Here is a 26,290-nt window from a genome sequence, read left to right on the forward strand (position 1 = left end):
GGGTTTTAAGTGTTGATATAAAACGGGTGAACGCCGAAACGCGTCGCCCTCGTCTGCTACTCCTTCTTGTCATCCACCTGCATGATCCAGTGGCCGCCCGCATTGAGAAACCGCGCCTCGGAAGTCTCGCCGCCACCGCTGCCAAGCGTCGTGAACATGCCACGCATGGCATCGGCGGGTCCGCCCGATATGTTCATCGAATAGTCGCAGACATAACCCGGCTTGCCCGATGCCGGCGCGCAACCGAGCTTCTGAAACGAGTCGATCCGCATGGGTTCGTTACCGCGCACCGACTTGCTGCCCATGAACATGGTGGTCAGGCAGAGCATGGCATCGCCGCTCGTGAGCCTTGAACGGTCGGCCTGCTGGCAACGCTCGTTTTGCGACGAGATACCTCGCGCGATGGCCTGCGCCCGATTGTTGACCGCATCGTACATTTCCGCCGCCGTGGGTTCGCCGCCCAAATGCGATGCCCGCTCGGATGACTTCGATGTGGCGCGCGGCTGTGCATCGGCGACAGCGACCGGACGCGCCGAGTCGTTGCCGGACGATGCCTCGTAAGCATCGCCGAGCGCGCTGCGTTTGCGCAAGTCTTCTTGCTGCGCGACCATCGCTGTGGCAATCGCCACGCCGGCCGGCGCGTTGGCATCGCTATCCATCAGATAACGCGACTTGATCTGCGCGATCTCCTCGCCCGAACGAGCGTGCCTGATCTGCTGCTCGATTTCTCCTCGCGAGCTTTCGAGCGCCTGGGCGCGCCGGCTCAGAAAATATTGGTAGGTTTCCTGAACGCTCGGCACACGCTCCATGCCGTCGTAGCGCCGGCGGAAGTCCGCGCTCCACGTACGCCCCTGCTGCAGGCCGGCCAAGCCAGTGCCGAGCGCATCGATGCTCTGCCGCTCGACGGCTTCCTGCGCCGTGCCCAACTGATTGAGCGCGACGCCGATCTTCGCCATCTCGGCGTTGCGCGATGTCGTGAGCGCCGTGGAGAACGCTGGCCGGTTTTGCATGCGATACAACTTCGCCAGTTCCACCATGCCGGGATAACCGCGCGCGTTGTCGATGGCCTGCGCCGTCTGCGCGTCCTCGACAGGTATCGCCACGCGTTGTTCGACAACCGTCATGCGTTTCGCGAACTCATCGCGCTCGGCGCGGGGTGCTTGCGGCAGAATCTTTTGCGCCGATGCTTCGATCTCGATCAAACGCGCGTGGCCCGTTTCATCGGCTTTGAGCGACTCCGCTTCCGTCGCGAGTTCCGTGAGTCCGCCAGTCGCGGCGCGCGACTGCGCGAGCAGGCGCAGATTGCTGTTATAGCGGAAAGAAGTCATCGCGCGAGTGGCGGCGGCCTTCTGGTCGGGCGGAATCGATGCGAGCGGTCCGGTCGTGCTGAAACAGTGCGGCAAGATCTTGCTGGTGTACTCCGTCAGCATCTTCGGGTCTATCTGATCGTAGGTCTTGCCGAACACGGGAGCAAAGCGCGCATCCTGAATCAGCGCTGTCACGGCCGGGTCCGATTGCGGCGATTGCGCCGCACTCATGCCACCGCCGCCAGCGGGAAGCGGTCCGGATGTGAGCCACGTTTTTACGTCGTCACACTGCGCCTTTGCTTCGTATTTCTCGTATTGTCCCTTCGCTGCGTTGACGAGCGGTTGCACATGAAGGTTCGCTCCGCCGCCACGCAGACTGTTCATGATCTGGCCGAAATTGAGGCCGTCGGCGAAGGCATCGGGCGCGAGCGTCGCACAACAGAAACCGGCGAGCACGACGCCGGTGCGGCGCAACGACAACGAACTTGCTACGACGCCAGCGCGCGCCGCATTCCGGGCGGTAATCATGTTCGCTCTCCCAAATGACTGATGAATTGCCCTGGTATCCGGATCTTATTAAGGATGTACAGCACGAAGACCACGCGACGATCAACCGACGCGGGCCGCTCGTAATGCATGGTCTCCTCGCGATACGATTCGTCGCGCCAGCATGAAAACGCAGGGCGGCTCACCCAGAACAGGGCGGCCATGTCGTGATCGCGCTCGGTCGTGAATGACGCGCTCGGAACGCGAGACGCTATGAATCTACGGCGGACGGGGCGGGCAGTCGTCTCCCAAATAGGAGATGCGTGAGGGCTTACGGATGAGGCGAAATGCTCGCGACGCTACGGGCCACCAGTGCGGCAAGCGCGCCTTGTCTGCTGGTGCCGGTCTTGGAAAGCACTTTCTTCAGATGCGAGCGCACGGTGCCGAGCCCGACGCCGAGCGTGGCGGCAATCTGATCGAGCGATTGTCCTTCGCCGATAGCGACCGCTATCGCCGCTTCCGCGCGCGTCAGTCCGAACAGGTCCCGAAGCGTGCGCGTGGCGGAATCCCCGGAAACCTCAGGATCGCGAATGAAAATGCTTGCCGCTGGGCGTGACACATCCGCCGACGCCCAATTGGCACGCCACGGCGCCACGAGCAAGGTGAGCGGCAATCTGCCTTGCCGTGGCACGGCGAGCGCCGCGCCAGCCGCGTGAGCCGCGCCGTTCGAGGTTTGCACGGCGTCGCGTATCAGCTTTGCAAGCCGGCTGTTCAATGCGGGACTGTTCATGCACACGCGCCGTGCATGCGTGCGAATCTCGGATGACGAAGCCAGTAGATTCTCGGCAGCGCGGTTCGCATACAAGACCATGCACGATGCATCGACCACGAGCACGCTGGTCTCGATGCAATCGAGCGCATCCACTGCCGCGCGTTGTGCGAGCGCGGTGTCGCGCAACCGTTCGCGCAAGCCGAGCGCGCGGCGCACATGCGGAAACAGCACGCCCAGTTCCTGACGATCGTTCTCTACAAAACGCCCTGCGGAAAGCGGCCGATGCACGCCAAGCACACCTGTCTCACCATTGCCAACGGGAAACAGCACCCCAACCATATGATAAATATCGAGCCGCCGCGTCCAGTCCTGATAGAAGCCGGTGCGCTCGAATTGCGTATCGGGCATGAGGCTTTGGCTCGTGAATACTTCGCCCGGATGAAGCCGCGCGGAGTGTTCGACCCATAGATCGTTCCGATGCCAGTAATCCGCCCAGGCCTGTTCGTTCGGCGCGACACGCAGATTGTCGGTCACGCTTGCGAGCTTTGGACCGCGAGGACCGCCGCATGTCTTGAGCACGCCGCTCGTGGCGTCGAACGCTCGTGCAATGGCCGAAGCCACGCCGGCCCATTGAGCGTCGTCGAGCGCGGCATCGTAGAGAAGACTGATTACCGGACCGAGCCGGTCTTGATGTCCGACCGGTTTATTGTCTGCGTCCATGATCTTTGCCTCGCGGTTGCTCACGAGTTCAGGACCGAAGCGTGGTCCGTAGACGAAGGCCTTCGGGTTGCAAGGCCTCGAATGGAATTGCAGATTACACCTTAGGTAACCGAACTAAAAGGGAAAGCTTTGAGTGAAGTGCACCGGCAGAGTGCGAATGTTTCCGCAATGTATTTATCGTCGCAGCTCGCCAGGCCCTTTGCCCGTCCACCGCTTGAGCGCGCGGCGGAAGTTCGCCGCATCGCTGAAGCCGAGAAGCATCGCGACATCGTCGGTGCTCATCTTCGTCGTCTTCAGATATTCGAGCGCGAGCGAACGTTTCACATCGTCCACGATAGCCACGAACGACGTCCCTTCCTCATCCAGACGACGCCGCAACGTGCGCGTGGTGAGATGCATCGATTCGGCGACCGCTTCCATGCCCGGAAAAACGCCGGGTGTGCTCATCAGGACCTGATACACCTCGCCCGATACACCGCTCGATGTCTTCGCCTGACCAATCAACCGGTCGCACGTCTCCTGTAGCAGCGCTGCCGTGAGCTTGTGCGCGAGTTGCGGCTTGCGGTCGAGAATGGCGCTGTCGTAGACGAGCTCGCATTGCGGCTGATCGAAATAGCACGGGCAGCCGAGATATTTCGGATAGATATCCGCGTGCGCGGGTGCAGGATACGAAAAGCACGCCTTGACCGGCGGACAGACGCTGCCCGCAACATCCTGAAGATGCGTCACATGCTGCGTGTATTGCTGTTCGATGATGAACTCGCGCAGTTCACGCGAAGGGCTCGAGATAAATGCATCGGGGAAAGTCCAGACCATTCTGTCGGGATATTCGGTCCATTCGATAGCGACTGTCGGTGTCGCGAGCCGGTGATACCGCACGCCCAGCTTGAAATAGTCGCGCAACGAGAGACACGACATCAGCGCGTATCCATACATGCCGTAAGCTGACAGATGCAGCTTGCCGCCGACCTTGAACGGCGTGGCCGGTTCGCACGATAGCGCCACTGCATTCCGGCAAACGGTAGCGTATTGCCCGATGGAGGTCAGCACGGAAGCGTCTTGCAACTCCTCCGCGCTCACGCCCACGCCGCGCAGACTGTCCGCCGCAGCAATGCCTTGCTCCGCCAGCACCTCGACCAGCGCGGCGATCTTGTAGGGCGCGTAGATGCGCTCGTTGAGCGGCGGGCGGGTCGTCGCCATGGCTCTCCTCGCAATGTCCTCGCGGGACTTCCGTGTGTCCGAAAATGACCTTTTCGACGAGATGCTATCTCACTACTATCAGTGTCACAAGAGTTCGTCCGTCGATACGGGCGGCATCGAGACCCGATGAAAACTCAATGGAGACAAGGATAGTCAGATGAGCAATCCGGCCCGCAAGGTCATCATTTCGTGCGCCGTCACGGGCGCGACCCACGTTCCGTCGATGTCGGAATATCTTCCGCTCACGCCCGCGGACATTCGCGATCAGGCAATCGAAGCAGCCGAGGCGGGTGCCGCGATCATCCATCTGCATGCGCGCGATCCCGTAGACGGAAGGCCCACGCCAAGCCTCGATATCTTCAGGCAGTTCGTTCCCGCCATCGCGGAGGCGACCGACGCTGTCATCAACATCACGACAGGCGGCAGCACGCGCATGACGCTCGAAGAACGGCTTGCTTATCCGCTGCATGCCGCGCCGGAGATGTGCTCGCTCAACATGGGTTCGATGAACTTCTCGATTCATCCACTCGCCGCGAAGATGTCGACGTGGCGTTACGACTGGGAGAAGGACTACGTCGAAGGCATGGAGGACATGATCTTTCGCAATACCTTCAGGGATATCAAGCGAATCCTCCAGCAACTCGGCGACAAGGGCACGCGCTTCGAGTTCGAATGCTACGACCTTGGGCATCTCTACAATCTCGCGCATTTCGTCGATCAGGGGCTCGTCAAGCCGCCGTTCTTCATTCAATCCGTGTTCGGCATTCTCGGCGGCATGGGCGCGGACCCGGAGAATATGACGGTCATGCGCGCAACCGCGGATCGTCTCTTCGGACGCGACAACTATCACTTCTCGGTGCTTGGCGCCGGACGTCATCAGATGCCGCTCGTCACCATGAGCGCCATTCTTGGCGGCAATGTGCGCGTGGGTCTGGAGGACAGCGTGTATATCGCAAAGGGCGTGAAGGCCGAATCGAACGCGCAGCAGGTCAGAAAGATTCGCCGCATTCTGGAAGAGCTTTCTTTCGAGATCGCAACGCCTGCCGATGCACGGCGAATGCTCGGTCTCAAGGGACGCGACGAAGTCACGCTCTGAATCCCATGCTCAACGCTGCCACATAAAAGAACAGCAGCGGACTTATCAGGAGACAACATGAACCACGGCTTGGTCAAAGACAGTATCGATGCGCTGCATCGCGTGGCGACGAAGAAGGCGATGCTGAAGCTGATCCCGCTCATGTGCGCGATCTACTTCATGTCCTTTCTCGATCGCACGAACGTCGCGCTTGCAAAGGCGCAGCTTGCCGCCGATGTCGGCATCAGCGCGGCGGCATATGGGCTCGGCTCCGGCATCTTCTTCATCGGCTATGCGTTGCTGGAAGTGCCCAGCAATCTCGCGGCGCATCGCGTGGGTCCACGGCGATGGATCGCGCGTATCGCGGTGAGCTGGGGCATTCTTTCCACCGCGATGATGTTCGTGCAAGGCGAATGGTCATTCTATGCGCTGCGCGTGCTCTTGGGCATCGCCGAGGCCGGGCTCTTTCCGGCGCTCATGTACATGGTGACGTTATGGTTCGCGCCCGCCGACCGGCCCATCGCGGTCGGCTGGATTTACACGGCGCCCGCGCTTGCACTCGTTCTTGGCAATCCGCTCGGCGGCGCGCTGATGCAATTGGGCGGCATGGGCGGTCTGCACGGCTGGCAATGGATGTTCATGATCGAAGGCATCCCGAGCGTGCTGGCGGGCGTGCTGCTCTACTTCAAGCTGCCGGAGCGTCCGCGCGATGCCCGCTGGCTTTCGACCGATGAAGCGCAAGTGCTGGAAGCACGCGCCGTCATCGATACGCACGGTCATTCCGAACTCACTTCGGAAGACTGGCTCGCCGCGATCAAGCGGCCGACGACCGTGCTCATCGGCCTCATCTATTTCTTGAATCAGGTGGCGTTCGTCGGGCTTTACTTCTTCACGCCTGCAATGATTCAGCAGATGCATGTGAAGACGCCGTTTATCGTCGGCTTGTTGTCGAGCAGCGTGGGTATCGGCTTTCTGCTGGGCGTGTTGATCTTGCCGCGTATTCATCGGCGTTACGGCAACGACTGCGTGTATCTCGGGATTCTGACGGCGGGACTCGTCGCGGCCGGATGCGTGTTTGTCGCGACATCTGTTCCTGCGGCGCGCATGGTGTTGCTCGCGGTGACGGCGTTCTTCGCGGGCGGCGTGTTGCCTTCGTACTGGGCTATCGCAATGAAGCGACTGCAAGGCATTCAGGCGGCGGCGGGGCTTGCTTTCATCAACACCGTCGGGCTGATCGGCGGTTTCGTCGGGCCGTATCTGTTCGGTATGACCGAGACCATCACGGGCCGCAGCGATTCGGGTTTCATGGTGATTCTCGGGGCGTCCGTGCTTGGACTGGCGCTCATTCCGGTGTTCGCAAGAGCGATTCGACGCGAAGATGTGAGTGCATCGCGTGTGACCGAAGGCGGTGCGGCGAGCGCGCATTCGTAAGCGGTCGAGCAGTTGCGGCGTGATTCTTCGCGAACGCATGGGAGGCACGATTGCCGCGTCTGCGGGAAGCGCTAGCGTTGCCAGCGGCGGCAACATCACAGGGCAGGCCATCCGTCTCGATGGCCTGCCCCAAGTACGAAACTCAACCAGGAATAACCTTCGCCGCCTTCAGCTTCTCGAACAACTCAAAGAATGAATCAGGCGTGCTTTGATAGTCGAGAAATCCGGCTTTGCGGCTCTTGGTCATATCGGTGAGCACTTCCATTGGCCGGCCAAGGTCGGCGTCGGTATGCCACCACGAAGCCAGCTTCTCCACGTTCGCTTCGATAAGACCGAAGCGCGCCGCGATATCGGCCCACAAACGCGGCGCGTCCTGCATGCGCGATTCGAGCGGACGCGTTTCGCCATCGAACGGCGCGGCCTCGATGCCGAAGTATTCCGCGAGCTGCGACCACATCCAGTTCCAGCGGAAGACATCGCCATTGACCACGTTGAAGTCTTCGTTACGCGCATTGGGCGAAGTCGATGCCCATTCGAGATGACGCGCCAGAAGGCGTGCATCGGTCATGTCCGTGAGACTGTTCCATTGCGCGGGTGAACCGGGGAACACGAACGGTGCGCCGGTTTCCTTGCAAAGCGTCGCGTACACGGCAAGCGTGACGCCCATGTTCATGGCGTTGCCGAGCGCAAAGCCGATGATCGTATGCGGCCGATGCACGCTCCAGCCGAAGCCATATTTCTTCGCGGCTTCAAAGACCTTATCTTCCTGCTCGTAATAGAAGTTGTCGACGTCCTGCCGCCCTTGTTCCTCGCGAAACGGCGTGAGCGGCACCTTGCCTTTACCATATGCTTCGAACGGGCCGAGATAGTGCTTGAGGCCGGTCACGAGCGCGGCATGTTCGAGCTTGCCGGTGGGTCCAAGCGCATCGAGTACATGTCGCACCATGGCGCCATTCACGCGGATGTTTTCTTTCTCGGTGGCTTGCCGCGCCCATGCCGTGAAAAACACGTGGCTGAAGTGCTGCCCGTTGAGTGCTTCGCTGACCGACTCCGCTGAAGTCAGGTCGGCGGTCACGGATTCGACGCCTTCGCGCAGGGCCGAGCGGCCGCGCGAAAGACCGGTTACGTGCCAGTCGTCGAGCGTTAGAAGATGTTCCGCGAGATTGCCGCCGACAATACCCGTCGCGCCGATGATAAGTGCTCGTTTTTGCATGGAGATGTGCCTGTGATGAGGATCGATGCGAATCTTGGTGTCGCTCGATTGTAGGCGGGATCGTGCAAACGCGTACTTTGCATACGGCGGTGCTTCATCGGACGAGCCTCACGCAAAAAGAGCGAAGCCCGCAAAGGCTTCGCTCTCGCAGTACCGCGCTGGCTGTCGGTCAGAAGATCAACCGCAAGCGGGCGCCGCCTTCTTGCAGGCATCGGCCAATTGCGGCGGCGGGTCTTTCTTGAACACAGTCTTGTAAGACTCGAGCACATTCGACTGCACGACCGGCAGCGACTGCACGCCAATCCACGCGGGCGGTGTCTGGCCGATCAGCGCCTTCATCATCGCCATGGCTTCGGCTGCGCCCTGATCGTACGGACGTTGCGAGCCCGTCGCCTTGAGCGGACCGCCCTTGGCGATCTCGATTGCCGATTCGAGCCCCAGGTCCACCGTCGTCACAGGCGTGTTGATGCCCTGCGCGCGCATCGACGTAAGCGTGTCCAGCGCGGGCTGATCCCACACGGCGAACACGCCCTTGACGTCCGGATTCGCCGTGAGAAAGTCGCCCGCAATCTGCCCGACTTTTGACGGATCGGTGAACGCGACCTGCTTGATCTTGATGTCCGCGCGATTCTTCTTCAGCCAGTCGTTGACGGCTTTGGTCCGCTCCGTCGTGCTGAAGTAATCGACGCCGAAGTTCACGAGACCGACCGTGCCGCCTTTCGGCACGCACGACGCAAGCACCTTCGCCGCGATCTGGCCGTTGCCTTCGCTATCGGCCGAGACCATGGCCGCGTATTGCTCGGGATGCTTGAGGCCGGTTGGCACGTTGTCCATGAACACGAGCTTGATGCCCGCCTGCGAGACCTTCTTGTAGGTCGCGGCTGTTGCCGTGCCATCCACGGGAATGGAGATGATGCCGTCCGGATGGCGCTGGATCGTGTTCTCGATATCGGCGATCTGCTTGTCGACCTGATACTCGGCCGATGCCGTGCCGATCACTTCCACGCCGTATTTCTTGAGCGTATCCGTAATGCCTTGCACTTGAAGTTGCGACCAGTCGAGGTTCATCGTCTGCATCGAAATGCCGACCTTGAACTTGCCGGCCTTGACCTTGGCGGCTTCGGCATCGGTCAGCTTGACGGCATCGACGGCTGCCGCCTTCTCACCATTCGGTCCCTGGCCGACGATGCCCGTCGGCCCGATCGACGCCACATTCAGCTTCTCGCACGATTGCGCGAATGCCTGCACACAGCACAGAGCCATGGCAGTCGCCGCCGCGACACTCGCCAGCTTTACACCTGATCCACGACGATAGTTCATGTCTTGCCTCCATTGGTCGCGTTGTACTTCGTCTCCTGCTTTTTTGACTTGCCTTTCGTGGTCTCTCACGCAATGTCGATCTGCGCGGGAAACCAAAACTACTTGCGCGTGAACGCGACTGCCGCGACGATGATCACGCCCTTGATGACGAGTTGCAGCGACGAACTCACGCCGAGCAGCACGAGCCCGTTATTCAGCGTGCCGATGATGAGACTGCCTAGCAGCGTGCCTAGAATGAAGCCGCGTCCGCCGAAGAGACTGCACCCGCCGAGCGTGACGGAGGCAATCACGTCGAGTTCCATGCCCTGCACGACGTCCGGGCGCGCCGCATGCGAACGCGCGGACAAGACGAGCGCGGCGAGGCCGGCAAGCGCGCCCGTCAGCACGAATGCGAGCGTCGTCACGCGGCGAATGTTGATGCCCGAGTAGAGCGCGGCCGTGGGATTGCCGCCGGCTGCATAGATTTGCCGGCCGAACACGCTGTAATGCAGAAGCAGAATGCCGCCGATCACGGCAAGCAAGGTCCAGATGATCGGCACCGGCACGCCTGCAATGTCGCCTTCGCCGAAGATCGCAATGAAATGATCGTTCGTGATGATCTCGGGCCGCGTCGTCGTGACCATCAATGCAAGTCCGCGCGCCGCGCTCAAGCTGCCGAGCGTCACGAGAAACGAGGGAATGTTCAAACGCGTCGTGACGAGACCGTTGATCGCGCCGACGATCGCGCCCGTGCCAATGCCCGCGATCGCGCCGATGACCCAGCTATCGCCGATATGCGACATCGCGAGCGCGGCGGCCATGCCGGACAGCGCGAGCGACGATCCCACCGACAAGTCGATCTGCCGCGCGATGATCACGAATGTCATGCCGATAGCGATGATCGACACGAGCGCCGTCTGGCGGCCGATGTTGAGGAAGTTGTCGATGGAGAGAAACCACGGCGACGCGAAGCTGAACACCACCAGCAGAATCGCGAACGCAAAGTACAGCATGTAGGGGCGGTCGCCCTGCAGCAGAAGCTGCGCAATGCGCCGTGCGCGCGAATGACGCTGGGCGCTTTGTTGTTCGGCGGGCATCGGCGAAACAGACTCGTTCATGTTGCAAGCTCTTCGGTAGGGCGGGCCAGTTGTATGAGATGGTGCAGTTCTTCCGCGTGACGAATCTCGGCGCGCTCGACAGTGCGTGTAATCGCGCCATTGGCGACGATGGAAATGCGGTCGCAGAGCCGCAGCAGTTCGTCCAGATCCGACGACACCACCACGACGCCCGTGCCTGCGCGCGCCGCGTCCTGTACCACGCCGTAGATTTCCTCGCGCGCGCCGACATCGACGCCGACCGTGGGTTCATCGAGCAACAACAACTTCGGGCGCGGATGATTCCACTTCGCGAATACGACCTTCTGCTGGTTGCCGCCGGAGAGAAACTTCACGTGTGTCGATGCATCGGGCGCTTTCACGGAAAGCTGCTTCATCGCGACGCGTGCTTGTTGCGCGGCGGCTTTCGCGCGCAGCCATCCGCCGCTCGAAAACCGCGGCAGGCGCGGCAAGGTCAGATTGCGTTCGATCGAATGATCGAGCACGAGCCCTTGCAGATGACGGTCTTCAGGCACGAGCGCGACGCCGCGCCGGATTGCATCGGAGGGATTGCGCGCGCCGAGCGGTTCGCCGTCGAGATCGAGGCTGCCCGACTCCACGGGCAGCAGACCGAAGATGGTTTGCAGAATCTCCGTGCGGCCGCTGCCGATCAGTCCGGCAATGCCATGCACTTCGCCCTTGCTCACGGACAAGTCGACGGCGCAAAGATGCGCGTTGCTTACCTTCGACAGCTTCAGCACCGGCGCATCGGCAGCGCGATCGGCCATCGCGACTTTGGTTTGCGCCGCCGCACCCGCCGAGGTTTGCTGTCGCGCCTGCATGGCCGCATGACGCGGGCCGACGATAGCCGCGACGAGCTGCTTCATGTCGGTTTCGGCGGTGGCGAAACTTCCGGCGTTTGCACCATCGCGGAACACGGTCACGCGCTGCGAGATGCGAAAGACCTCGTTCAGCCGATGCGTCACGTAGATCACGCCGACGCCGCGCGCCGTCACGGTGCGAATAGCGTCGAAGAGAATCCGTTCTTCGCCGCCTGTCAACGCGGACGTGGGTTCGTCGAGAATCAGCACGCGCACATCGCCCATCAGCGCCTTGCAAATCTCCGTCATCTGGCGATAGGCGAACGGCAAGGAATCCACGGGCACGCGCGGATCGAGCGGAATATTGTGTTCGCGCAAAAAGGTGCTGACCTGCGCCATGAGTTCGCGTTGCCGGACGAAGCCGAGGCGCGTGCGCGGTTCGCGCCCGAGCATGAGGTTGGCGCCGACGGACAACGATTCGACCAGACTCAAGTCCTGATACACGACGGCAACGCCTGCCTCGCGCGACTTCGCGGGCGATTCGAATGCGACCCGGTTGCCCGCGATTTCGATCGATCCTTCGTCGTAGGCGTGGACGCCGCTCAATATCTTGATGAGCGTGGACTTGCCCGCGCCGTTTTCGCCGAGCAGCGCGTGCACCTCGCCCGGCAGAACTTCGAGATCGACGCCGCGCAGCGCCTGCACGCCACCGAACCTTTTGGTGACGCCGGTCACACGGATCAACGGAACTGGCGGCGATGAAGCGGCCGCGACCGGCTGACTCATCCTGATGTCTCCTTCGTCGAATAGACGAATTCTTATGTTTTCGCGGTCGGGCCGCGTGTTGTGTTGTGATCTTCGCATCATGTAAATGGTGCGTCAATAACAGATAGCCCTAGGTTTCGTGTTCTGAACGAGAGAATCGCAACAATATCGACTGGTTTTGTGATGATCCTATCGTTCCGGGGACGGCGTTCTGTGACGGAGAGCTACGAGTAATTGTCCGTCAGGCGCGCAGACGCTCGACTACATTGCCGATGCGAAGGAGCCGCCGAATTGGGAGCGGTGCGCGGGAGTATCGTGTGCGGCAAGCACGCCTTCTTTGGGAGCGCACGATGAACGACGCCCGACGACTCGCCGCCTTGCGCATCGCGCTGATTGCCGTGGGTTTAATCGCCATCTTCGCGTTATGGCCGCTCATGATCCTGTGGCCTTCCGGATGGAGTTGGCAAAGCGGCCATTCCGACTACCCGCTGATGATTGTCGGCATCTACGCGACGCTCGGCGTTTTTCTACTGATGGCATCGCGCAACCCGATGAAGCATCTGAGCCTGATCTGGTTCACGGTATGGTCGAGCGTCGTGCACGGCGCAATCATGGCTGTGCAGTCGTTCGGCGCCGAGATGGACGGCACGCGCCACGTCGGTCATTTGCTCGGCGATGTGCCTGCGCTATTTATTGTTGCGGCCGTGCTGGCTTTCCTTATGCCGCGCGAAAACAAGGCACGAGCGCTTTAATCCGCCGATGCAGTGTTCGCGGTGCGTCCCGAGTCTGTAGGACGTACCGCGACCAATACCTTATATGCGCTCAGGCTTGCGCTTGAGTTTCCTTCAACGCTTCATGCTTGTGCGAATGCGTCGCTCCGTATTTCAACTCGAAGTGCGCGCCTTTTGCGTTTCGCGTGGGCGGAAAATGTTCGCCCTCGACGCAGGTGACTTCAAAGGTATCTTTCCCGTCCTCATAGACCACTGAGTAAATGCCCGATACTTTGACGATTTCACCGGGCTTGTACGAACTGTCGCCTGCCATTTAGCTTCTCCTTTTGGAACCACATACGGACCGACGAAAGAGCAATCGGCGTTCCGAGCGGTGTCATGCCGGTCGGTAAACGGCGCAGGGAGTCGAGTTCGTGTGAACGCGAGCGGGCGTTATTCGCTCGCTTCTCGTCGTGCGTCAGCCGAAATCGCCGATTATCAGTCGTTGCCTGCGGGATGTCGCCAAACTGTTATTTTATGGGCACGGGAGCACGGCACGGGAATAGCGATTGCGCTAGTCCAGCGGTGAAACCGTCGCCCACGACAAGAGAAAGACGATACGGTTCGAACGACAACGCGACATTAGTTTGACCAACGAAGTTTCAAGGCGGGCGGTCAAGGTCTGATCGATCCTTGTCGATGCAGGCGAGATCGTCTCCCTGAAGGACGCTTCCTGGCTTTGGACTTCATCAGGAGCAGGGCCATGATGCACGAGTTTCTCAAGAATAATCGAAGCATCTTGCTTGAACGTTGCCGCATCATGACTTTCAAGCGGAACGCTGAATCTCCGGCGATGGCGGATATAAAGATCGTCCTTCCGGAACTGCTTACGCAAATTACCGAACTTCTGCGCCAGCACCGCACCGCCGAAACTCAGAATTCGACAACGGGGCTTCCCGAACGGGGTAGATCGAACGATACCCCGATAGGCAGAACCGCACGCGAAGCAGGCAGGGTGTTATTCGGAACAGGACTCAAGATCGAAGACATCGTAGTAGGTTACGGCGATCTATGCCAGGCGATTACCGAACTGGCCGTAGAACGGGATGCGCCTTTCACGGTACACGAGTTTCGAATACTCAATCTGTGCATCGATACGGCGGTTGCCAATGCCGTGATGGCTTATTCGGCCGCGCGAGACAACGCGCGCACGAATAGCGGCGCTCAGACGCAGACCGATGAGAACAGAATGCTCGCGCACGAGATGCGCAATCTGATCCACACTACGCTGCTCGCATTCACCGCTTTACAACGAGGAAATCTGAGCGCGAAAGGAGCCACCGGATTACTTGCTGAGCGTAGTCTTTTGCGACTCGGCAAGCTGACTGACCGAATGCTTCGCGACTCGGCAGACCCGGCGACCGTACGTTACGACGACGTTATCTTCAGTCTCGCGCCCTTAATCCTCGAAATCGAGGGAGCGGCGCGAGTGGACGCGACAGCCCGTGGAAAAAGCTTTTCCGTTACTCCGGTCGACGCGCTCATCAAGGTTCGTGGAGATCGCGACCTGTTGTATGAGGCGATAATCAACCTCTTACAGAATGCGTTCAAGTTCACCAAGGAGAAAAGCGCGGTCGCGTTGAGAATCTACGTGAATCACGACGTCTTTATTGAAATCCACGATCAGTGCGGAGGACTTCCTTGTAAGAACGGCGAGTCGATGTTCGATCCTTTCGTGCAATTCAACGCAGATCGCAGTGGACTGGGCTTAGGACTGACTATTGTGAGGCGCAACGTAGAAACTTTGAGGGGAACCGTGGAAGTGAAGGACATTCCTGGCCACGGTTGCGTCTTCATTATTCGCTTGCCGCTCGTTTCACACGCATGAAGTCGAGGTTGGCAGCATTCATGGCGCGATCCAATGACCGTGCCACTCGTTGCGTTCGAGCCAGAAGTTTGCGCGCCGGTGCATTTCGCCCGAGACGTCGAGGAAATCGATCTTACTGACGATGACGTCGATGAGGCAGAAGTGTTCGAAGCCATCCGTCTGAGTGTGCGCTGTTGTGTCGTCGGGCTTCGGGCGCGCATCGGGCGGACTGTCCACTAGTGTTCCCGGAGGCAACGGCGCGCGATAAAGCGCGAGCGATCCGGGGCGGCTCGCGTTCCACACGGCGAGTCTTTCGTCATCGTCGATGACTTGTTGCGCGCGCCCTTCGAGTCGAATCTGGATGCCGGCACTCCAGTCGCCGACAAGCGCGGAGACGTTCGGCTCCTGTTCGATCTCAGCGACCTTTTCCGATCTCACGTCCGTGTGAAAGCTCACAAGCGCGCGGTCCTGGATGGCACGCCGCATTACGACCGTGCGCAGCTTCGGCGCGCCATCGAGCCCGATGGTCGCGAACTGCATCAACGTGTAGGCGGAACGCTCGCGGCCGGGATTGGCGCCTGAAATCAGATGGCTCCACGTCTGCGCCAGGATTGCATCCAAAGCGTTGCTCAACTGACGCCTCCGTTGCTTGATGCAGTTGAAGTGGCAGCGGCGATTAGTCAGCCTTGAAGACGATGGCGGCTGTGTCGTCGATCTGCGTGAAGCTGCGCACGAAGCGATACGACTGCTCGTCGATCTCGATTCGATTTGCACCCGATGAGGTCAGTTCCAGCATTTCATCGGCGAGCGATTTTGGAATCGAGCCTACTTGTTTCAACTCTTCCTTGGGCCCGGATGGGTCGCCGAGATAGACCGTGCAAACGTCGGCGGTATGCCGAATAAGGACGACGCTTGTCGCCTTGTCGAGCGCGCGTTCCAGATAATCGGCGAGTGGGCGTAACGATTCGAGTTTGTGATCGGAACGGTCGTCAGCGAATCCATTGATGTCTGGCACTGCGGCCTCCCTGATTTGATCGTCTGCACCGTGGTTCGATACGTCGAAGCGCACGATGGTGCAAGCGACGGAGTTTCGATTGGCGAACCGGCTCTTCGGCTTTCTTTCCCGACAGCAACGATTCGATGGCGGCGACGGATAGCGGTTTGGACAAGTGTCCATCGAAGCACGACATATCGAAATGTTCGTGGATGTCGTCGTGTGCGGTCAGCGAGAAGATGCGCCGGGAGGCATATTTCTCGGATGCGCGGAGTCGCATGCACAGAGCGTGGCCATTGATATCGGGAAGCCCGATATCCAGAAGAATGAGTTCGAACGCGCCTTCGCCTGCGGCCGCTTTCAGCGCCTCGGTGCCGGTGTAGGCGCGAGTGACCGCATGACCCATGGACCCCGCGATTTCGGCGAGCATGTCGGTGGTATCGGTGTAATCGTCCACTACGAGAACTTTCATTTGAAGTGCTCCCAACAGTGAGGACCGAGGTGCGGGGTTTTGATGTTGAGGTTGCAGTCTACTCTAGGTTGCTGGGTTGGATGGGGTGGTGAGGTTTTCTGAGTCTTGGTTGGCGATTGAGAAGTTGGGCGCCAGATTGGTTGCATCTGCGGCTAGTCCGATCCGACTGCAGACGGGATTGAAACATGCACACTGAGTTGCGTACAGGCTCAACGCCGTTTCTCCGGCAAAAGCTAGAGATACTCGACTGGACAGATATTGATATCAAGAAGGAATCGCAACGTGAAGAACGCAGGAAGGACTCGGTGCGGTACAGAACCGTCGAAGTTTTGAAGGATCGATACGCGTATGACGTGATGGTCGATGATGACAGAGCGGGCGAAGCGGCGGACATTGTAGGAATAGCGCTCGATGATCCCATCGCGCCAAGGAGTATTGCGGTCGATTTAGGGCATTACAAGTATTCAGCCGCGAATACTCCGGGAGCGAGAATCGATGATATGTATGTCGTATGCGGGCAGGCACAGCGCAGCGATATGTGGCTGCATAACGAGGCAGAAACAGACAGATCTTTTCGTTCACCTTCTAAAGCGTGAGTCTATCCGCCTCGATGAGGGTAGGCCCTCACTTATCGAAGTTGGCAGCCGTAATCGACTGGTATTGATCAGAGACATCAGCCGCACGTGTGCAGTAACGCTCAGAGTTTTAAATGTTCAACCGGGGCTTTCCAAGACGGCGGCTGCTGAGCACCAACTTACGTTGCTTGGTGTTACTGAGAAATCTTTGACCGAGACTTACCAACTTCCGTCATATGTCGTTTGCGGCGACTTCGTCTCACGAAATTTCTTGCTGATTCTTTATGTTACTCAGAAGCAGACAGCCGATGGCGATCATCGCCTGTCTGCGGACAACCCGACGGTGGGAGGTCAGTGCTTCCGTCCCGACAGTCGCCCAAGCGTCATCGTAAACTTAGAAGTCGGTCCGCACACTCAACATGACGTTACGCCTGTCGCCGAATACACTGTAGAACTGGCCGGGTGGGCGAATGTAATAGCCGCGATCGAAAATATTGTTCAACTGCAGTGTCGCTTCGAGATGCTTGTTGAAGCGATATCCGACCTGCGCATCGAAGATGGCATACGCGCCCTGTTCGACGCCGCGCGATATGCGTGTCTGCGCGAGCATGCCGCCGCCGACCGATACCCCGCGCATGACGCCCTGCTTAAACTGATACCGCGTCCACAGTTTGAAGAGATGGTTGGGGTCCGTGCCATCGGTGAGGCCGGGCGCATCGTTCTCGAAGTGCTCGTTCAAATACGTGTAGCCCGCATAGACGTTCCAGTCCGGCATCGGCTGTCCGGTGACTTCGAGTTCGACGCCCTGACTGCGTGCCTTGCCGGCGGCAAGGTAATAGAACTGATGATCGGGATCGTCGACCGCGCGGTTGTTGTCGTTGATACGGAACAGCGCCATGTTCGTATTCAGGCGTCCGCCTAGAACGCTGCTCTTCACGCCGACTTCGTATTGCTCGCCGGAACGCGGTGGAATGCCCGCGCCGGAGAATGTCGTCTGCGTCTGGGCGTCGAGGAAGCGCGCGTAATTCGCGTACGCGGTGACCGCCGGCACGATATCCCAGACGAGTCCCGCCGACGGCAGAAAACGATGGTTGATCTGCGAGTTCGTCGCCCAGTCCGAGAGGTCGGGCAGTGTCGATTGCGTGCGATCCTGTACGAACGCCTCGCGCGCGCCGAGCACGAGCGTCAGCGGATTCGCGAGCTTGATGCGCGCCTGCGCGTAGATGCCGTACTGGACGGTGCGCTCGTTCGTGCCGAAGCTGAAGGGCGTATCGACCTGCGGCACGGCGTTGGGATCGAACAGGCTGAAGGTGCCGCCGTCGAACGGGCCATCGACGGACTGGAAGCCCGAGAGCGCCGTCGACGACATCACCGAATAATTTGCGCCGACCGTCAACGTGTGCGTCTGCCCGAAGAGCCGGATGGGACCGGACACGTTGCTGTCCGCGCCGAACCAGTCGTACGTGTTGCGCTGATTCTGATCGCCGTAGAAGCTGAGGCCATCGGTGGTCGCGCCCGGTCCCGAGTACGCGTAGTACGCCCGCGTCAGCATGTGCCGGTAGAACAGCGTCGTGGAGGACTTCCAGCCGCTTTCGAAGCGATGCACGAGGTTCGCGTTGGCTTCCTGAATCGACGTGTACGACGTGTTCCAGCTCGGGCTGAAGTTCTGTGCATACGAACTCGGCACGCGGCCGACGAGTGCGGTCTGATCCGCATTGAGCACGCCGCTCGCGCCGTAGTCGAGGCCGTACATCGGCAGGACTTCGTAGCCGCCCGAGAGCGAGAGCGTCGTGCGCGGCGTGAAGTCGTAGTCGATCGCGCCATAAGCCATGAACTCCTTGCTGCGCGCCCGGTCGATCGATTGATGCCCGGCCTCGCCGACGATCACCGCGCGCCCGCGCAGGCTGCCGTCCTTGTTAAGCGGTCCGGTGACGTCGATCATCTGCCGCACGCTGCCGAAGGAATCGACTTGTGTGTCGGTCGTCAGATGGAATTGATTTTGCGGCCGTTTGCGCACGAGATTGACGACGCCGCCGGGCTCGCCTGCGCCGTCGATCACGCCGGCCGGTCCGCGCAACACTTCCACGCGGTCGTACATCGCGAGGTCGAATTGCGTGAGATATTGCAGGCCGCTGACGATGGGCGTGCCATCGAATTCGATGCCAAGTTGCGAGCCCCGCGCGCGGAAATAAGCCGTGCCGTCGCCGTAGCTGACCGAACTGACGCCCGTCACGTAGCGCAAGGCTTCTTCGATGGTCGTGTCGTTGCGGTCGTCCATTTGCTGGCGCGTGACGACGGAAACCGAGTACGGCGTCTCCTTGATCGATTGCGCGCTCTTGCCCGCGATGGTCGCGCGTTTCGCGGCGTACGAGCCGCTGTCTTCGGTCGTCGCATCGGCGCCGGTGCTGTCGGTCACCACGACGGCGGGCAACGTCACATCGCTGCCCGCCGGGTTTTGCGCGCGTGTGGGCGGCGACGTCGCGCCGAGCATCGTCAAAAGCGCGAGCGCAAGCGGCGTCATGCGCGGCGCGCGCACGTGCCATCCCGTCGTCGGCGCGGGCATCGCGCCGCGCGGGTCATTCCCTCTTCTCATGTTTTCTCATCCCATCGTTGAATAGACAAACGGCGTCGTCCCGCTGCATGCGGGCTTGAATCGGATGGGGACATTGGTTGTGTGGTGCGAGGCACGCGCGGCCCCGTTCTATCGACTTCGATGCAACCGTCATGTTTGCCGCGCACCGCGCAGCAGGATCAGCATGACGAGCCACGGACCGCCGAGCAGTGTCGCGACGAGACCGGCCGGAAGTTGCTCCGGATAAGGAATCTGCCGTCCCAGCCAGTCCGCGACGACCATCAGCAGCGCGCCGAGCATCGCTGCGAGGTAGACCTGCGGCAGCGGACGCCGCCCGCCCGAGAGCCGCGCGATATGCGGCGCGATCAGCCCGACGAAGGACAGCGGTCCGACCACGACCGTCGCCGCCGCCGTCGATACCGCCGCGAGCAGCAACAGGCCGAAGCGCGCGCGCCCGACCGGCACGCCGATGCTCGCCGCCACCTGCGGACCGGCGCCGAGCGCCGCCAGCCAGCGCGCGAACAGCGGCGCCACGGCGAGTACCGACATCGCCAGCACGGCCATGAGCAATGCCATCGCCGGCTCGATGTAGTAGGTCGACCCGACCAGCAAATCGAGCAGCACGCCCGCGCGTGGATCGCCGCTCGCCATGACCGCGCCGACGACCGCCTGGAACAGCGCGCTGATCGACAATCCGACGAGCAGCAACCGCTCTGGCGCGAACCGCGCGCGCCGCCCGAGCCAGAGCAGCAAGCCAAGCGTGGTGCACGCGCCGGCCACGCTTCCCGCGAACAGCGCGGCCGGTTCGAAGCTGCCCGCGATCAGCAGCACCGCGACGACGCCGAACATGCCGCCCGAGCCGACGCCGAGCAGGTCTGGGCTTGCCATCGGATTCGCGGTCATGCGCTGCAACAGCGCGCCCGCCGCGCCCAGCAGACTGCCCGCTGCGAGCGCGGCCAGCAGGTGCGGCACGCGCCAGAAGAGGAGCGCGTCGATGTCGGCCGGATGCGCGAACCGCCAACCGTCCGGTCCGCGCGTGACGACGAACGACAACGCGCACGTGATCGCGAAGAGCGCTGCCCATACGGGCGGCATCGTGCGCACGGCGTGCGGCGAGGTGCCGCGGTCATGCGTTTCGCGGATGTCCGGCGTGGTGCGAAGGCGCGGCAGCAGGACGACCAGGAGCGGCACGCCGATCATCGACGTGACCGTGCCGGTGGGAATCAGATGCGCTGAGAACAGCTCGCCCTGCGAGACGATGCGCACGAGTTCGTCGGTGAGAAAGAGCAGGGCGGCGCCCAAAAGCGGCGCCCACACCAGCCGGTCGCGCAGGCGGCGCGCGCCCGTGAGCCGCGCGAGGAGCGGCGCCGCCAATCCGACGAACCCGATCACGCCGACCTGCGCCACCACGCTCGCCGTGAGCACGACCGCGACCAGCAGCGCCGCGCCGCGCATCCAGCCGACGGCGGCGCCGAGATTGCGAGCGGTGGCATCGCCGGCATCGAAGAGTTGCAGCGGTCGATGCAGCAGCGCCGACGCCAGCGCGCAACCGCCCACGCTCGCCGCAACGCGCGCGGCGCTTTGCCAGCCGGTCTGATCGAGTGCGCCGCCGCCCCAGATTTGCAAGCCTTGCAGCAGATCGAAATGCATGACGCCGATCGCGAGGCTGATCGCGCCGCAGTACAAATTCACCACCATGCCCGCGAGAATCACGGCAAGCGACGACATGCGTTGCAACCATGCCAGGCCGAGCACGAGGATCATTGCCAGCGCGCCACCCGCGAGCGCGATGGTTTCGCGACCCGCTGCGAGCCAGCCCGGCAGCCACACGCTCACGACGGCGAGCCCGAGATACGCGCCGGGGAAGATGCCGAGCGTCATCGGTTCGGCAAGCGGATTGCGCAACACCTGCTGCACCAGCACGCCCGCAAGCCCGAGCGCCGTGCCGCACAGCAGCGTCATGGCGATGCGCGGCAGCACGCTCTCGTGCACCAGCACGTCGCGCATGTCGGTGAGATCGGGCGAAACGAGCGCCTTCCAGAACGATGCGCCGTCGAGCGCGCCATGCAAATGCAACGCGGCGAGGCACACGGCGGGCAGCATCAGGCCGGCGAAAAGTGCAAGCCGCCAGTCGCGTGGCGGCGCCGACGGGCGAGTGAGCGCGACGCGGCTGCTACGCAAGCCCACCTCCGCCGTTATCGATGATGGCGCGTGCATTCGCCATTGCGGTCGCGAAGCGTTGCATCGAAATCAGGCCGCCGTACGGGGCGATCACCGGCAACACGGCCACGCGCTTCTCGCGGACCGCTGGCAGCGCGCGCCAGAGCAGGCTCGCCGTCAGCGCCGCGCGGATGTCGGGCGCGAGCGGCCGAGTCAACGCGATATCGGCGTCGGCGGCTTCGAGGAGACGGGGCAACGGCACGACGGTGGAACCCATCGCGTTCGTCGTCCAGCGCACGCGCGCAGTCGCGGCGTTCGACAGCCCGATCTTCGCGAGCACATCGTTGAAGAGACTGCCCGCGCCGTACACGCGCAGATGCCGCTCGTCGATCACGTCCGCGACGATCACCGGCCGGCCGCGCGGCACGCGCGCCGCGATGTCGCTCATGACGCGCTCGGTCGACGCGAAGAGCGCGTCGGCCCGGGCGCGGGCGTCGAAGGCATCGGCCATCACGCGGGTTTCGGCGCACAGGCTCGCGTAGGGATGCCCGTCGGTCATATACGCGCCGAGCGTGAGCGTCGGGGCGATACGCCGCAGCGGCGCGAGCAGTCCCGCATGCGCGGGCGTGACGATCAGCAGGTCCGGCGCGAGCGCGAGCAGCGCATCGAAATTGGGTTGATAGAGAAGGCCGATATCCGCGACATCGGACGGCAGCGGCGGCACCGCGATCGTGTTCGCATACCACGCGGGCAGCGGAATGCCGACCGGCGCGCGCCCGAGCGCGAGCAGCGTCTCGGTCAGCTCCCAGTTCAATACGACGATACGTCGCGGCGCCGGTCCGGCCACGACGCGCGCGGCGCGCGAGAACGCGAGCAGCGCGGCGGCGCCTCGCAGCAGCGTGCGTCTCGGTGGCGACTTCATGACGGAAAACACATGCGGCGGCCGGTGGACGCATCGGTCGTAACCGACATCGGCACGCCGTAGATGGCTTCGAGCCGCGCCGGATCGACGATTACCGCCGCGTCCTCGCGCATCAGCAGACGCCCCTCGCGCAACGCGACGATCCGGTCGCAGAAGCGCGTCGCCATGTTGATGTCGTGCATGACGATGACAGCGGTCATCGCGCGTTCTGCGCACAGCGTCCTGACGAGTTCGAGCACGGTCAGCTGATGGCCGACATCGAGCGCCGACGTCGGTTCGTCAAGCAGCATGCAGCGCCCGTTCTGCGCGACCAGCATCGCGATCCACGCGCGCTGGCGCTCGCCGCCCGACAGGCTGTCCACGGTGCGGTCGGCGTAACAATGAACATCGGCGGCTTGCATCGCCCGGTCGACGTGCGCGGCGTCGCCGGCCGTGAAGCGCCCGAGCGCGCCGTGCCACGGATAGCGGCCGAGCGCGACGAGCTCGCGCACCGTCATGCCATCGGTCGATGGCGTCTGCTGCGGAAGCCAGGCGACTTCACGCGCGAACTCGCGCGTGCTCCAGTCGGCGAGCGGCCGGCCCGCGCATCGGACGACGCCCGTATCCGGAGCAATCTGTCCTGCGAGCAGCTTGACGAGCGTGGATTTGCCGGAGCCGTTGTGCCCGACAAGCCCCGTCACGCGGCCCGGTTCGATATGCAGATCCAGCGGATGCAAGAGCGTGCGCCCGCCCGCCGAGCGCGACACGCCTTCGAGCGAGAAGGCGGGCGGCGTCGCGGTCGCGTACGCCGTCTGGTAGACGTGGCCGTTCATGCGAGCGCCGCCTTTTTCGTGGAACTCACCTGACCGCTGTCGAGCTTGACGATACGATCGGCGAGATCGAAATAACGGTCGTCGTGGGTGATGACGAGCACCGTCTTGGCGCGCGCCTTCAGTTGCGGCAGCAGCACGCGATAGAAGACGTCCTTGAACGCGGGGTCCTGGTCGGCGGCCCATTCGTCGAAGAGATAGAACGGGCGGTCTTCCAGAAACGCCACCAGCAAGGCAAGACGCTTCCTCTGGCCTTGCGACAGATCGAGCGTCGAAAAACGGCCGTTGTCGATGCGCACCTTGTGCTCTAGTTGCAATGCCACGAGCAGCGCGCGCGCCGTGGCCTCGCTGTGCGCGGGCAGGCCGAGCAGCGAATCGAACAAATGGAAATCGCTGAAGACGACGGAGAAGAGCTGCCGGTAAGCGGCGCGATTGCCGTCGTCCACCACCGTTTCGTCGATGACGATGCGTCCCGACTCCGGCGCATACAGCCCGACCAGCACCTTCGCGAGCGTGGTTTTGCCGCTACCGTTGCCGCCCACGAGATAGACGAGTTCGCCCGCCCGGAACGTCAGATCGATAGGTCCGAGCGTGAAAAAACCGTCCTCGGCTTCGCGCACGTAGCGATGTTCGACGCCTTCGAGCGTAATGCTCGCGAACGCGTCGGCGTCGAGCGAGGCGCTTGCGGGCTCGGGCGGCAGGGCTTGTTCGAGCTGATCGATGCGCTCGAACGCGATCCGCGCGCTGCCAATGGCGGGCAGGGCCGCCAGCAATCCTTCGACCGGCATGATGAGGTAAAGGAAGACGAGCGCGTAACCGGACATCACGTGCGCGTCGGCATCGAAGAGACGCGCGAGCACGAAGAGGGTCAGGCCGACGAAGCCGAACAGCAGCAGATTGCCCCAGCTCGCGGCCAACGCGTGCAGCATGTAGCCGCGCGTGCGCTGCGCGCGCACCGCTTCCACATGCGGGGCGAGATCACGCGCGACGAACGCTTCGGCACGCGCGCGATGCAGCTTCAGTTCCTTCGCGCCGTCGAAGAGCGAGCGAAAGCGTTGCAACAGGCCGTCTTCACGCTGCCGCGAATCGCGCAGATGGAGAAGCGCCCGCGAGCCGATCAGATGCGTGCCGAGCGATCCCGCGCCGATCGCGACGAGCGCGAACAGCAGAATCGGCAGGGACAGCATGCCGAGATAGACGAGACAACCCGCGATCACCGCGCCCTGCATGACGATCGACGGCAGACTGATGAAGAACACGACGATGGTGTCGAGGTCCTGCGTGAGCGCGTTGATGGCGCGCGACGCGCCGCATCGTTCGAGATCGCGGTACGACGCGCCCGCGATGCGGCCGATCGTCTGCAAGCGCAACCTCGCCTTGGCGTCCTGTCCGAGATACATGAACAGCATCTGCGAAACGACCCGCGTGAGAATGACCACGACGCCCAGCGCCGCGAAGCGCACGCCGAGCGTGAGTAGTTCGTCGCCGGTTGCGCGCAGCGCCTGATTGATCAGCGCGACGAGCGCCGCGTTCGCCGCGCCGCTGACGAGACTGACGACCAGCGCGACAGGCAACAACCCGCGCGCGCTGCGGATCGACGAGGCTATCAGAGACACGTGCGCACACCCTCGTTGAAAGCAGCCAAGGCAGGCGGCTGCCCGCAAAGCGCATTGGGCGGCAACAAAAATGCGAGAATGCGAACCATTAACATTTCAACCGATGGGTCGGCGCTAAGTGTTGAGTGACGACGAGTTTAGCGTTTCGTCGAAAAATCAGGCCGACACCGAATATCGAATTTCTGACAACTATTGGTGTTTTATCGATAGTTTTTTGCGTACCACTTTTTCGCGACCATGAAAGAGTTCCTGCTCAAACGCTATCCGATCGAACGCGTCCCGCTGTCGCGAGACGTGATGGCGACCCTCGTCGACTATCGTCATGGGGAGCGTATAACCTGGCATCAACACAAGCACGGACAACTGGTGTTCGCCGTGCGCGGCGTCGTGCGTGTGCTCACGCCCTCGCGCACCTGGACGCTGCCGCAGTCGCGCGCAGTTTGGCTGCCATCCGATGTCGATCACGAACTGCACGCGGTCGGCGACACGCAACTATGCAGTGTGTATTTCGAGCCGCGTGTGTTTCCGTGGTCGTGGCATCAACCGGCCGTGATTGCAGTGTCGCCGTTGATGAGAGAGCTGGCCATCGTGCTGGGCGCCGCGGGCGAGCGATACGCCGAGGGAAGCCATGCCTCGCTCAGCGCGCCGCTGTTGCTGAAGGTGTTGAGAGAGACGCCCGCGCTCGCCGAGCCCGGCGTGCCATTGCCGCGCGATGCACGGCTGCTGCAGATCTGCGAGCACATGATGAACGACCCGGCGAGCGAACTGACGCTCGATTTCTGGGGCGAGCAGTTTCACACCAGTGGGCGAACATTGGCGCGCTATCTGAATGCCGAGACTGGATTGACCTTTGGCGCATGGCGTCAGCAGATACGAGTCGCGGAGGCAATCACGCTCCTTACGCTGGGACAGCCTGTGACGCAAGTTTCGAAGAAGCTTGGCTATCGCAGTGCCAGTGCCTTCATCGTCATGTTTCGTCAGGTCACGGGAGAGGCGCCACAACGTTACCTGGCCTCGCGCTCGTCGAGCAGATAAACGGAGAGCGGGGCGGCTTATGCAGACTTCGAGTTGGAAACTTAGATGTAGATCGCATCGTTGCTCGAATGACGTTCGTATAGCTGCGGTCTTCGTTCGGGCCTCGATAGCTGAATGTCGAATGGCCGTTGTAGCGTTGAAAGCCGTCGTCGTCGGTACGTGGGGGAGAAGGGCGGTTGAGGGTCGTGAAGACTCATGCGCGCCTGCGGACGTTCGATTCAGCGGTGCAAGCCGGCGAATAACCGCAGACGGACGGACTGCAGCCACACGGTTCGTAACCGGGGAAGGTCGGCTATGGGGACCTATCCGTAATTCTGTGGGCGAGGCATATTATGAGAGGTAAAAGTCATGGATATGCCGATGAAGAAGAAACGC

The 26,290-nt window shown here is 61.8% G+C and carries 22 protein-coding genes; 6 read left to right on the forward strand and 16 right to left on the reverse strand.

The window, feature by feature from the left end:
- Positions 1-56 precede the first annotated feature (56 nt).
- The 3 genes from NCT03_RS29730 to NCT03_RS29740 all read right to left on the reverse strand — a co-directional run bounded on the left by NCT03_RS29730 (position 57) and on the right by NCT03_RS29740 (position 4,485).
- Positions 57-1,835: a hypothetical protein gene (locus tag NCT03_RS29730; RefSeq protein WP_250494965.1), complete on the reverse strand. Its 1,779-nt coding sequence runs from the start codon at positions 1,833-1,835 to the stop codon at positions 57-59.
- Between the two features lie 289 nt (positions 1,836-2,124).
- Complete coding sequence (locus tag NCT03_RS29735) at positions 2,125-3,285, reverse strand: helix-turn-helix transcriptional regulator (protein ID WP_250494966.1); 1,161 nt, start codon at positions 3,283-3,285, stop codon at positions 2,125-2,127.
- A 174-nt stretch (positions 3,286-3,459) separates the two neighbouring features.
- Complete coding sequence (locus tag NCT03_RS29740) at positions 3,460-4,485, reverse strand: AraC family transcriptional regulator ligand-binding domain-containing protein (protein ID WP_250469655.1); 1,026 nt, start codon at positions 4,483-4,485, stop codon at positions 3,460-3,462.
- 157 nt (positions 4,486-4,642) lie between these two features.
- Between NCT03_RS29740 and kce the strand changes: the two genes are divergently transcribed.
- The gene (kce, locus tag NCT03_RS29745; protein WP_250494967.1) at positions 4,643-5,581 is read left to right on the forward strand and encodes a 3,5-dioxohexanoate:acetyl-CoA acetone transferase; all 939 of its coding nucleotides are present in this window, start codon (positions 4,643-4,645) and stop codon (positions 5,579-5,581) included.
- Positions 5,582-5,638: 57 nt separating this feature from the next.
- On the forward strand, positions 5,639-6,991 hold the full coding sequence (locus NCT03_RS29750) for an MFS transporter (RefSeq protein ID WP_250494968.1): 1,353 nt from the start codon (positions 5,639-5,641) through the stop codon (positions 6,989-6,991).
- Between the two features lie 142 nt (positions 6,992-7,133).
- Here NCT03_RS29750 and NCT03_RS29755 read toward each other — a convergent pair whose 3' ends face one another.
- The 4 genes from NCT03_RS29755 to NCT03_RS29770 all read right to left on the reverse strand — a co-directional run bounded on the left by NCT03_RS29755 (position 7,134) and on the right by NCT03_RS29770 (position 12,204).
- A complete protein-coding gene (locus tag NCT03_RS29755) occupies positions 7,134-8,204 on the reverse strand; it encodes an SDR family oxidoreductase (RefSeq protein ID WP_244831719.1) in 1,071 nt (356 codons plus the stop codon).
- Positions 8,205-8,381: 177 nt separating this feature from the next.
- Positions 8,382-9,524: a substrate-binding domain-containing protein gene (locus NCT03_RS29760; protein WP_250494969.1), complete on the reverse strand. Its 1,143-nt coding sequence runs from the start codon at positions 9,522-9,524 to the stop codon at positions 8,382-8,384.
- 98 nt (positions 9,525-9,622) lie between these two features.
- Positions 9,623-10,621, reverse strand: a complete 999-nt coding sequence (locus NCT03_RS29765; protein ID WP_244831717.1) for an ABC transporter permease — start codon at positions 10,619-10,621, stop codon at positions 9,623-9,625.
- Positions 10,618-12,204, reverse strand: coding sequence for a sugar ABC transporter ATP-binding protein (locus NCT03_RS29770; protein ID WP_250494970.1), 1,587 nt, complete (start codon positions 12,202-12,204; stop codon positions 10,618-10,620). Before NCT03_RS29770 ends, NCT03_RS29765 begins: the two co-directional genes overlap by 4 nt.
- Positions 12,205-12,560: 356 nt before the next feature.
- Between NCT03_RS29770 and NCT03_RS29775 the strand changes: the two genes are divergently transcribed.
- A complete protein-coding gene (locus NCT03_RS29775; protein ID WP_502800442.1) occupies positions 12,561-12,935 on the forward strand; it encodes a DUF6632 domain-containing protein in 375 nt (124 codons plus the stop codon).
- Positions 12,936-13,005: 70 nt separating this feature from the next.
- On the opposite strand, the gene NCT03_RS29780 is transcribed toward NCT03_RS29775, so the two are convergent.
- The gene (locus NCT03_RS29780; protein WP_250494972.1) at positions 13,006-13,227 is read right to left on the reverse strand and encodes a YjzC family protein; all 222 of its coding nucleotides are present in this window, start codon (positions 13,225-13,227) and stop codon (positions 13,006-13,008) included.
- 429 nt (positions 13,228-13,656) lie between these two features.
- On the opposite strand from NCT03_RS29780, the gene NCT03_RS29785 reads away from it, so the two are divergent.
- Positions 13,657-14,781, forward strand: coding sequence for a sensor histidine kinase (locus NCT03_RS29785; RefSeq protein ID WP_250494973.1), 1,125 nt, complete (start codon positions 13,657-13,659; stop codon positions 14,779-14,781).
- 18 nt (positions 14,782-14,799) lie between these two features.
- Here NCT03_RS29785 and NCT03_RS29790 read toward each other — a convergent pair whose 3' ends face one another.
- From NCT03_RS29790 to NCT03_RS29800, 3 genes are read right to left on the reverse strand one after another with little or no spacing between them, the layout of a single operon-like run.
- Positions 14,800-15,393: a pyridoxamine 5'-phosphate oxidase family protein gene (locus tag NCT03_RS29790; RefSeq protein WP_250494974.1), complete on the reverse strand. Its 594-nt coding sequence runs from the start codon at positions 15,391-15,393 to the stop codon at positions 14,800-14,802.
- Between the two features lie 43 nt (positions 15,394-15,436).
- The gene (locus NCT03_RS29795; protein ID WP_244831711.1) at positions 15,437-15,775 is read right to left on the reverse strand and encodes a hypothetical protein; all 339 of its coding nucleotides are present in this window, start codon (positions 15,773-15,775) and stop codon (positions 15,437-15,439) included.
- Entirely contained in the window at positions 15,750-16,226 is a 477-nt protein-coding gene (locus NCT03_RS29800; protein WP_250494975.1) for a response regulator, read from the reverse strand. Before NCT03_RS29800 ends, NCT03_RS29795 begins: the two co-directional genes overlap by 26 nt.
- Before the next feature lie 185 nt (positions 16,227-16,411).
- Here NCT03_RS29800 and NCT03_RS29805 point away from each other — a divergent pair, with 185 nt between their 5' ends.
- Entirely contained in the window at positions 16,412-16,822 is a 411-nt protein-coding gene (locus NCT03_RS29805; protein WP_250494976.1) for a hypothetical protein, read from the forward strand.
- A 373-nt stretch (positions 16,823-17,195) separates the two neighbouring features.
- Here the strand turns inward: NCT03_RS29805 and NCT03_RS29810 are convergent, their stop codons facing one another.
- The 5 genes from NCT03_RS29810 to NCT03_RS29830 form a co-directional block, all read right to left on the reverse strand.
- Complete coding sequence (locus NCT03_RS29810) at positions 17,196-19,394, reverse strand: TonB-dependent siderophore receptor (protein ID WP_250494977.1); 2,199 nt, start codon at positions 19,392-19,394, stop codon at positions 17,196-17,198.
- Between the two features lie 129 nt (positions 19,395-19,523).
- Entirely contained in the window at positions 19,524-21,554 is a 2,031-nt protein-coding gene (gene fhuB, locus NCT03_RS29815; protein ID WP_250494978.1) for a Fe(3+)-hydroxamate ABC transporter permease FhuB, read from the reverse strand.
- The gene (locus NCT03_RS29820; protein ID WP_250494979.1) at positions 21,547-22,455 is read right to left on the reverse strand and encodes an ABC transporter substrate-binding protein; all 909 of its coding nucleotides are present in this window, start codon (positions 22,453-22,455) and stop codon (positions 21,547-21,549) included. Before NCT03_RS29820 ends, fhuB begins: the two co-directional genes overlap by 8 nt.
- The gene (locus NCT03_RS29825; protein WP_250469644.1) at positions 22,452-23,267 is read right to left on the reverse strand and encodes an ABC transporter ATP-binding protein; all 816 of its coding nucleotides are present in this window, start codon (positions 23,265-23,267) and stop codon (positions 22,452-22,454) included. Before NCT03_RS29825 ends, NCT03_RS29820 begins: the two co-directional genes overlap by 4 nt.
- A complete protein-coding gene (locus NCT03_RS29830) occupies positions 23,264-24,880 on the reverse strand; it encodes a cyclic peptide export ABC transporter (protein WP_250494980.1) in 1,617 nt (538 codons plus the stop codon). The genes NCT03_RS29825 and NCT03_RS29830 overlap by 4 nt, the downstream gene beginning before the upstream one ends.
- 237 nt (positions 24,881-25,117) lie before the next feature.
- On the opposite strand from NCT03_RS29830, the gene NCT03_RS29835 reads away from it, so the two are divergent.
- Positions 25,118-25,915 carry an AraC family transcriptional regulator gene (locus tag NCT03_RS29835; RefSeq protein ID WP_244831704.1) on the forward strand — a complete coding sequence of 266 codons (798 nt, stop codon included), beginning with the start codon at positions 25,118-25,120 and terminating at the stop codon, positions 25,913-25,915.
- The last annotated feature ends 375 nt before the right edge of the window (positions 25,916-26,290 follow it).

This window comes from Caballeronia sp. GAWG1-1 (assembly GCF_023631465.1).
Classification (GTDB): Bacteria; Pseudomonadota; Gammaproteobacteria; order Burkholderiales; family Burkholderiaceae; genus Caballeronia.

What these genes read in the sequence shown, in the direction of transcription:
- NCT03_RS29730 (WP_250494965.1), bottom strand. Translation starts at nt 1,835, where the DNA reads ATGATTACCGCCCGGAATGCGGCGCGCGCTGGCGTCGTAGCAAGTTCG.
- NCT03_RS29735 (WP_250494966.1), bottom strand. Translation starts at nt 3,285, where the DNA reads ATGGACGCAGACAATAAACCGGTCGGACATCAAGACCGGCTCGGTCCG.
- NCT03_RS29740 (WP_250469655.1), bottom strand. Translation starts at nt 4,485, where the DNA reads ATGGCGACGACCCGCCCGCCGCTCAACGAGCGCATCTACGCGCCCTAC.
- kce (WP_250494967.1), top strand. Translation starts at nt 4,643, where the DNA reads ATGAGCAATCCGGCCCGCAAGGTCATCATTTCGTGCGCCGTCACGGGC.
- NCT03_RS29750 (WP_250494968.1), top strand. Translation starts at nt 5,639, where the DNA reads ATGAACCACGGCTTGGTCAAAGACAGTATCGATGCGCTGCATCGCGTG.
- NCT03_RS29755 (WP_244831719.1), bottom strand. Translation starts at nt 8,204, where the DNA reads ATGCAAAAACGAGCACTTATCATCGGCGCGACGGGTATTGTCGGCGGC.
- NCT03_RS29760 (WP_250494969.1), bottom strand. Translation starts at nt 9,524, where the DNA reads ATGAACTATCGTCGTGGATCAGGTGTAAAGCTGGCGAGTGTCGCGGCG.
- NCT03_RS29765 (WP_244831717.1), bottom strand. Translation starts at nt 10,621, where the DNA reads ATGAACGAGTCTGTTTCGCCGATGCCCGCCGAACAACAAAGCGCCCAG.
- NCT03_RS29770 (WP_250494970.1), bottom strand. Translation starts at nt 12,204, where the DNA reads ATGAGTCAGCCGGTCGCGGCCGCTTCATCGCCGCCAGTTCCGTTGATC.
- NCT03_RS29780 (WP_250494972.1), bottom strand. Translation starts at nt 13,227, where the DNA reads ATGGCAGGCGACAGTTCGTACAAGCCCGGTGAAATCGTCAAAGTATCG.
- NCT03_RS29785 (WP_250494973.1), top strand. Translation starts at nt 13,657, where the DNA reads ATGATGCACGAGTTTCTCAAGAATAATCGAAGCATCTTGCTTGAACGT.
- NCT03_RS29800 (WP_250494975.1), bottom strand. Translation starts at nt 16,226, where the DNA reads ATGAAAGTTCTCGTAGTGGACGATTACACCGATACCACCGACATGCTC.
- NCT03_RS29805 (WP_250494976.1), top strand. Translation starts at nt 16,412, where the DNA reads ATGCACACTGAGTTGCGTACAGGCTCAACGCCGTTTCTCCGGCAAAAG.
- NCT03_RS29810 (WP_250494977.1), bottom strand. Translation starts at nt 19,394, where the DNA reads ATGAGAAGAGGGAATGACCCGCGCGGCGCGATGCCCGCGCCGACGACG.
- NCT03_RS29820 (WP_250494979.1), bottom strand. Translation starts at nt 22,455, where the DNA reads ATGAAGTCGCCACCGAGACGCACGCTGCTGCGAGGCGCCGCCGCGCTG.
- NCT03_RS29825 (WP_250469644.1), bottom strand. Translation starts at nt 23,267, where the DNA reads ATGAACGGCCACGTCTACCAGACGGCGTACGCGACCGCGACGCCGCCC.
- NCT03_RS29835 (WP_244831704.1), top strand. Translation starts at nt 25,118, where the DNA reads ATGAAAGAGTTCCTGCTCAAACGCTATCCGATCGAACGCGTCCCGCTG.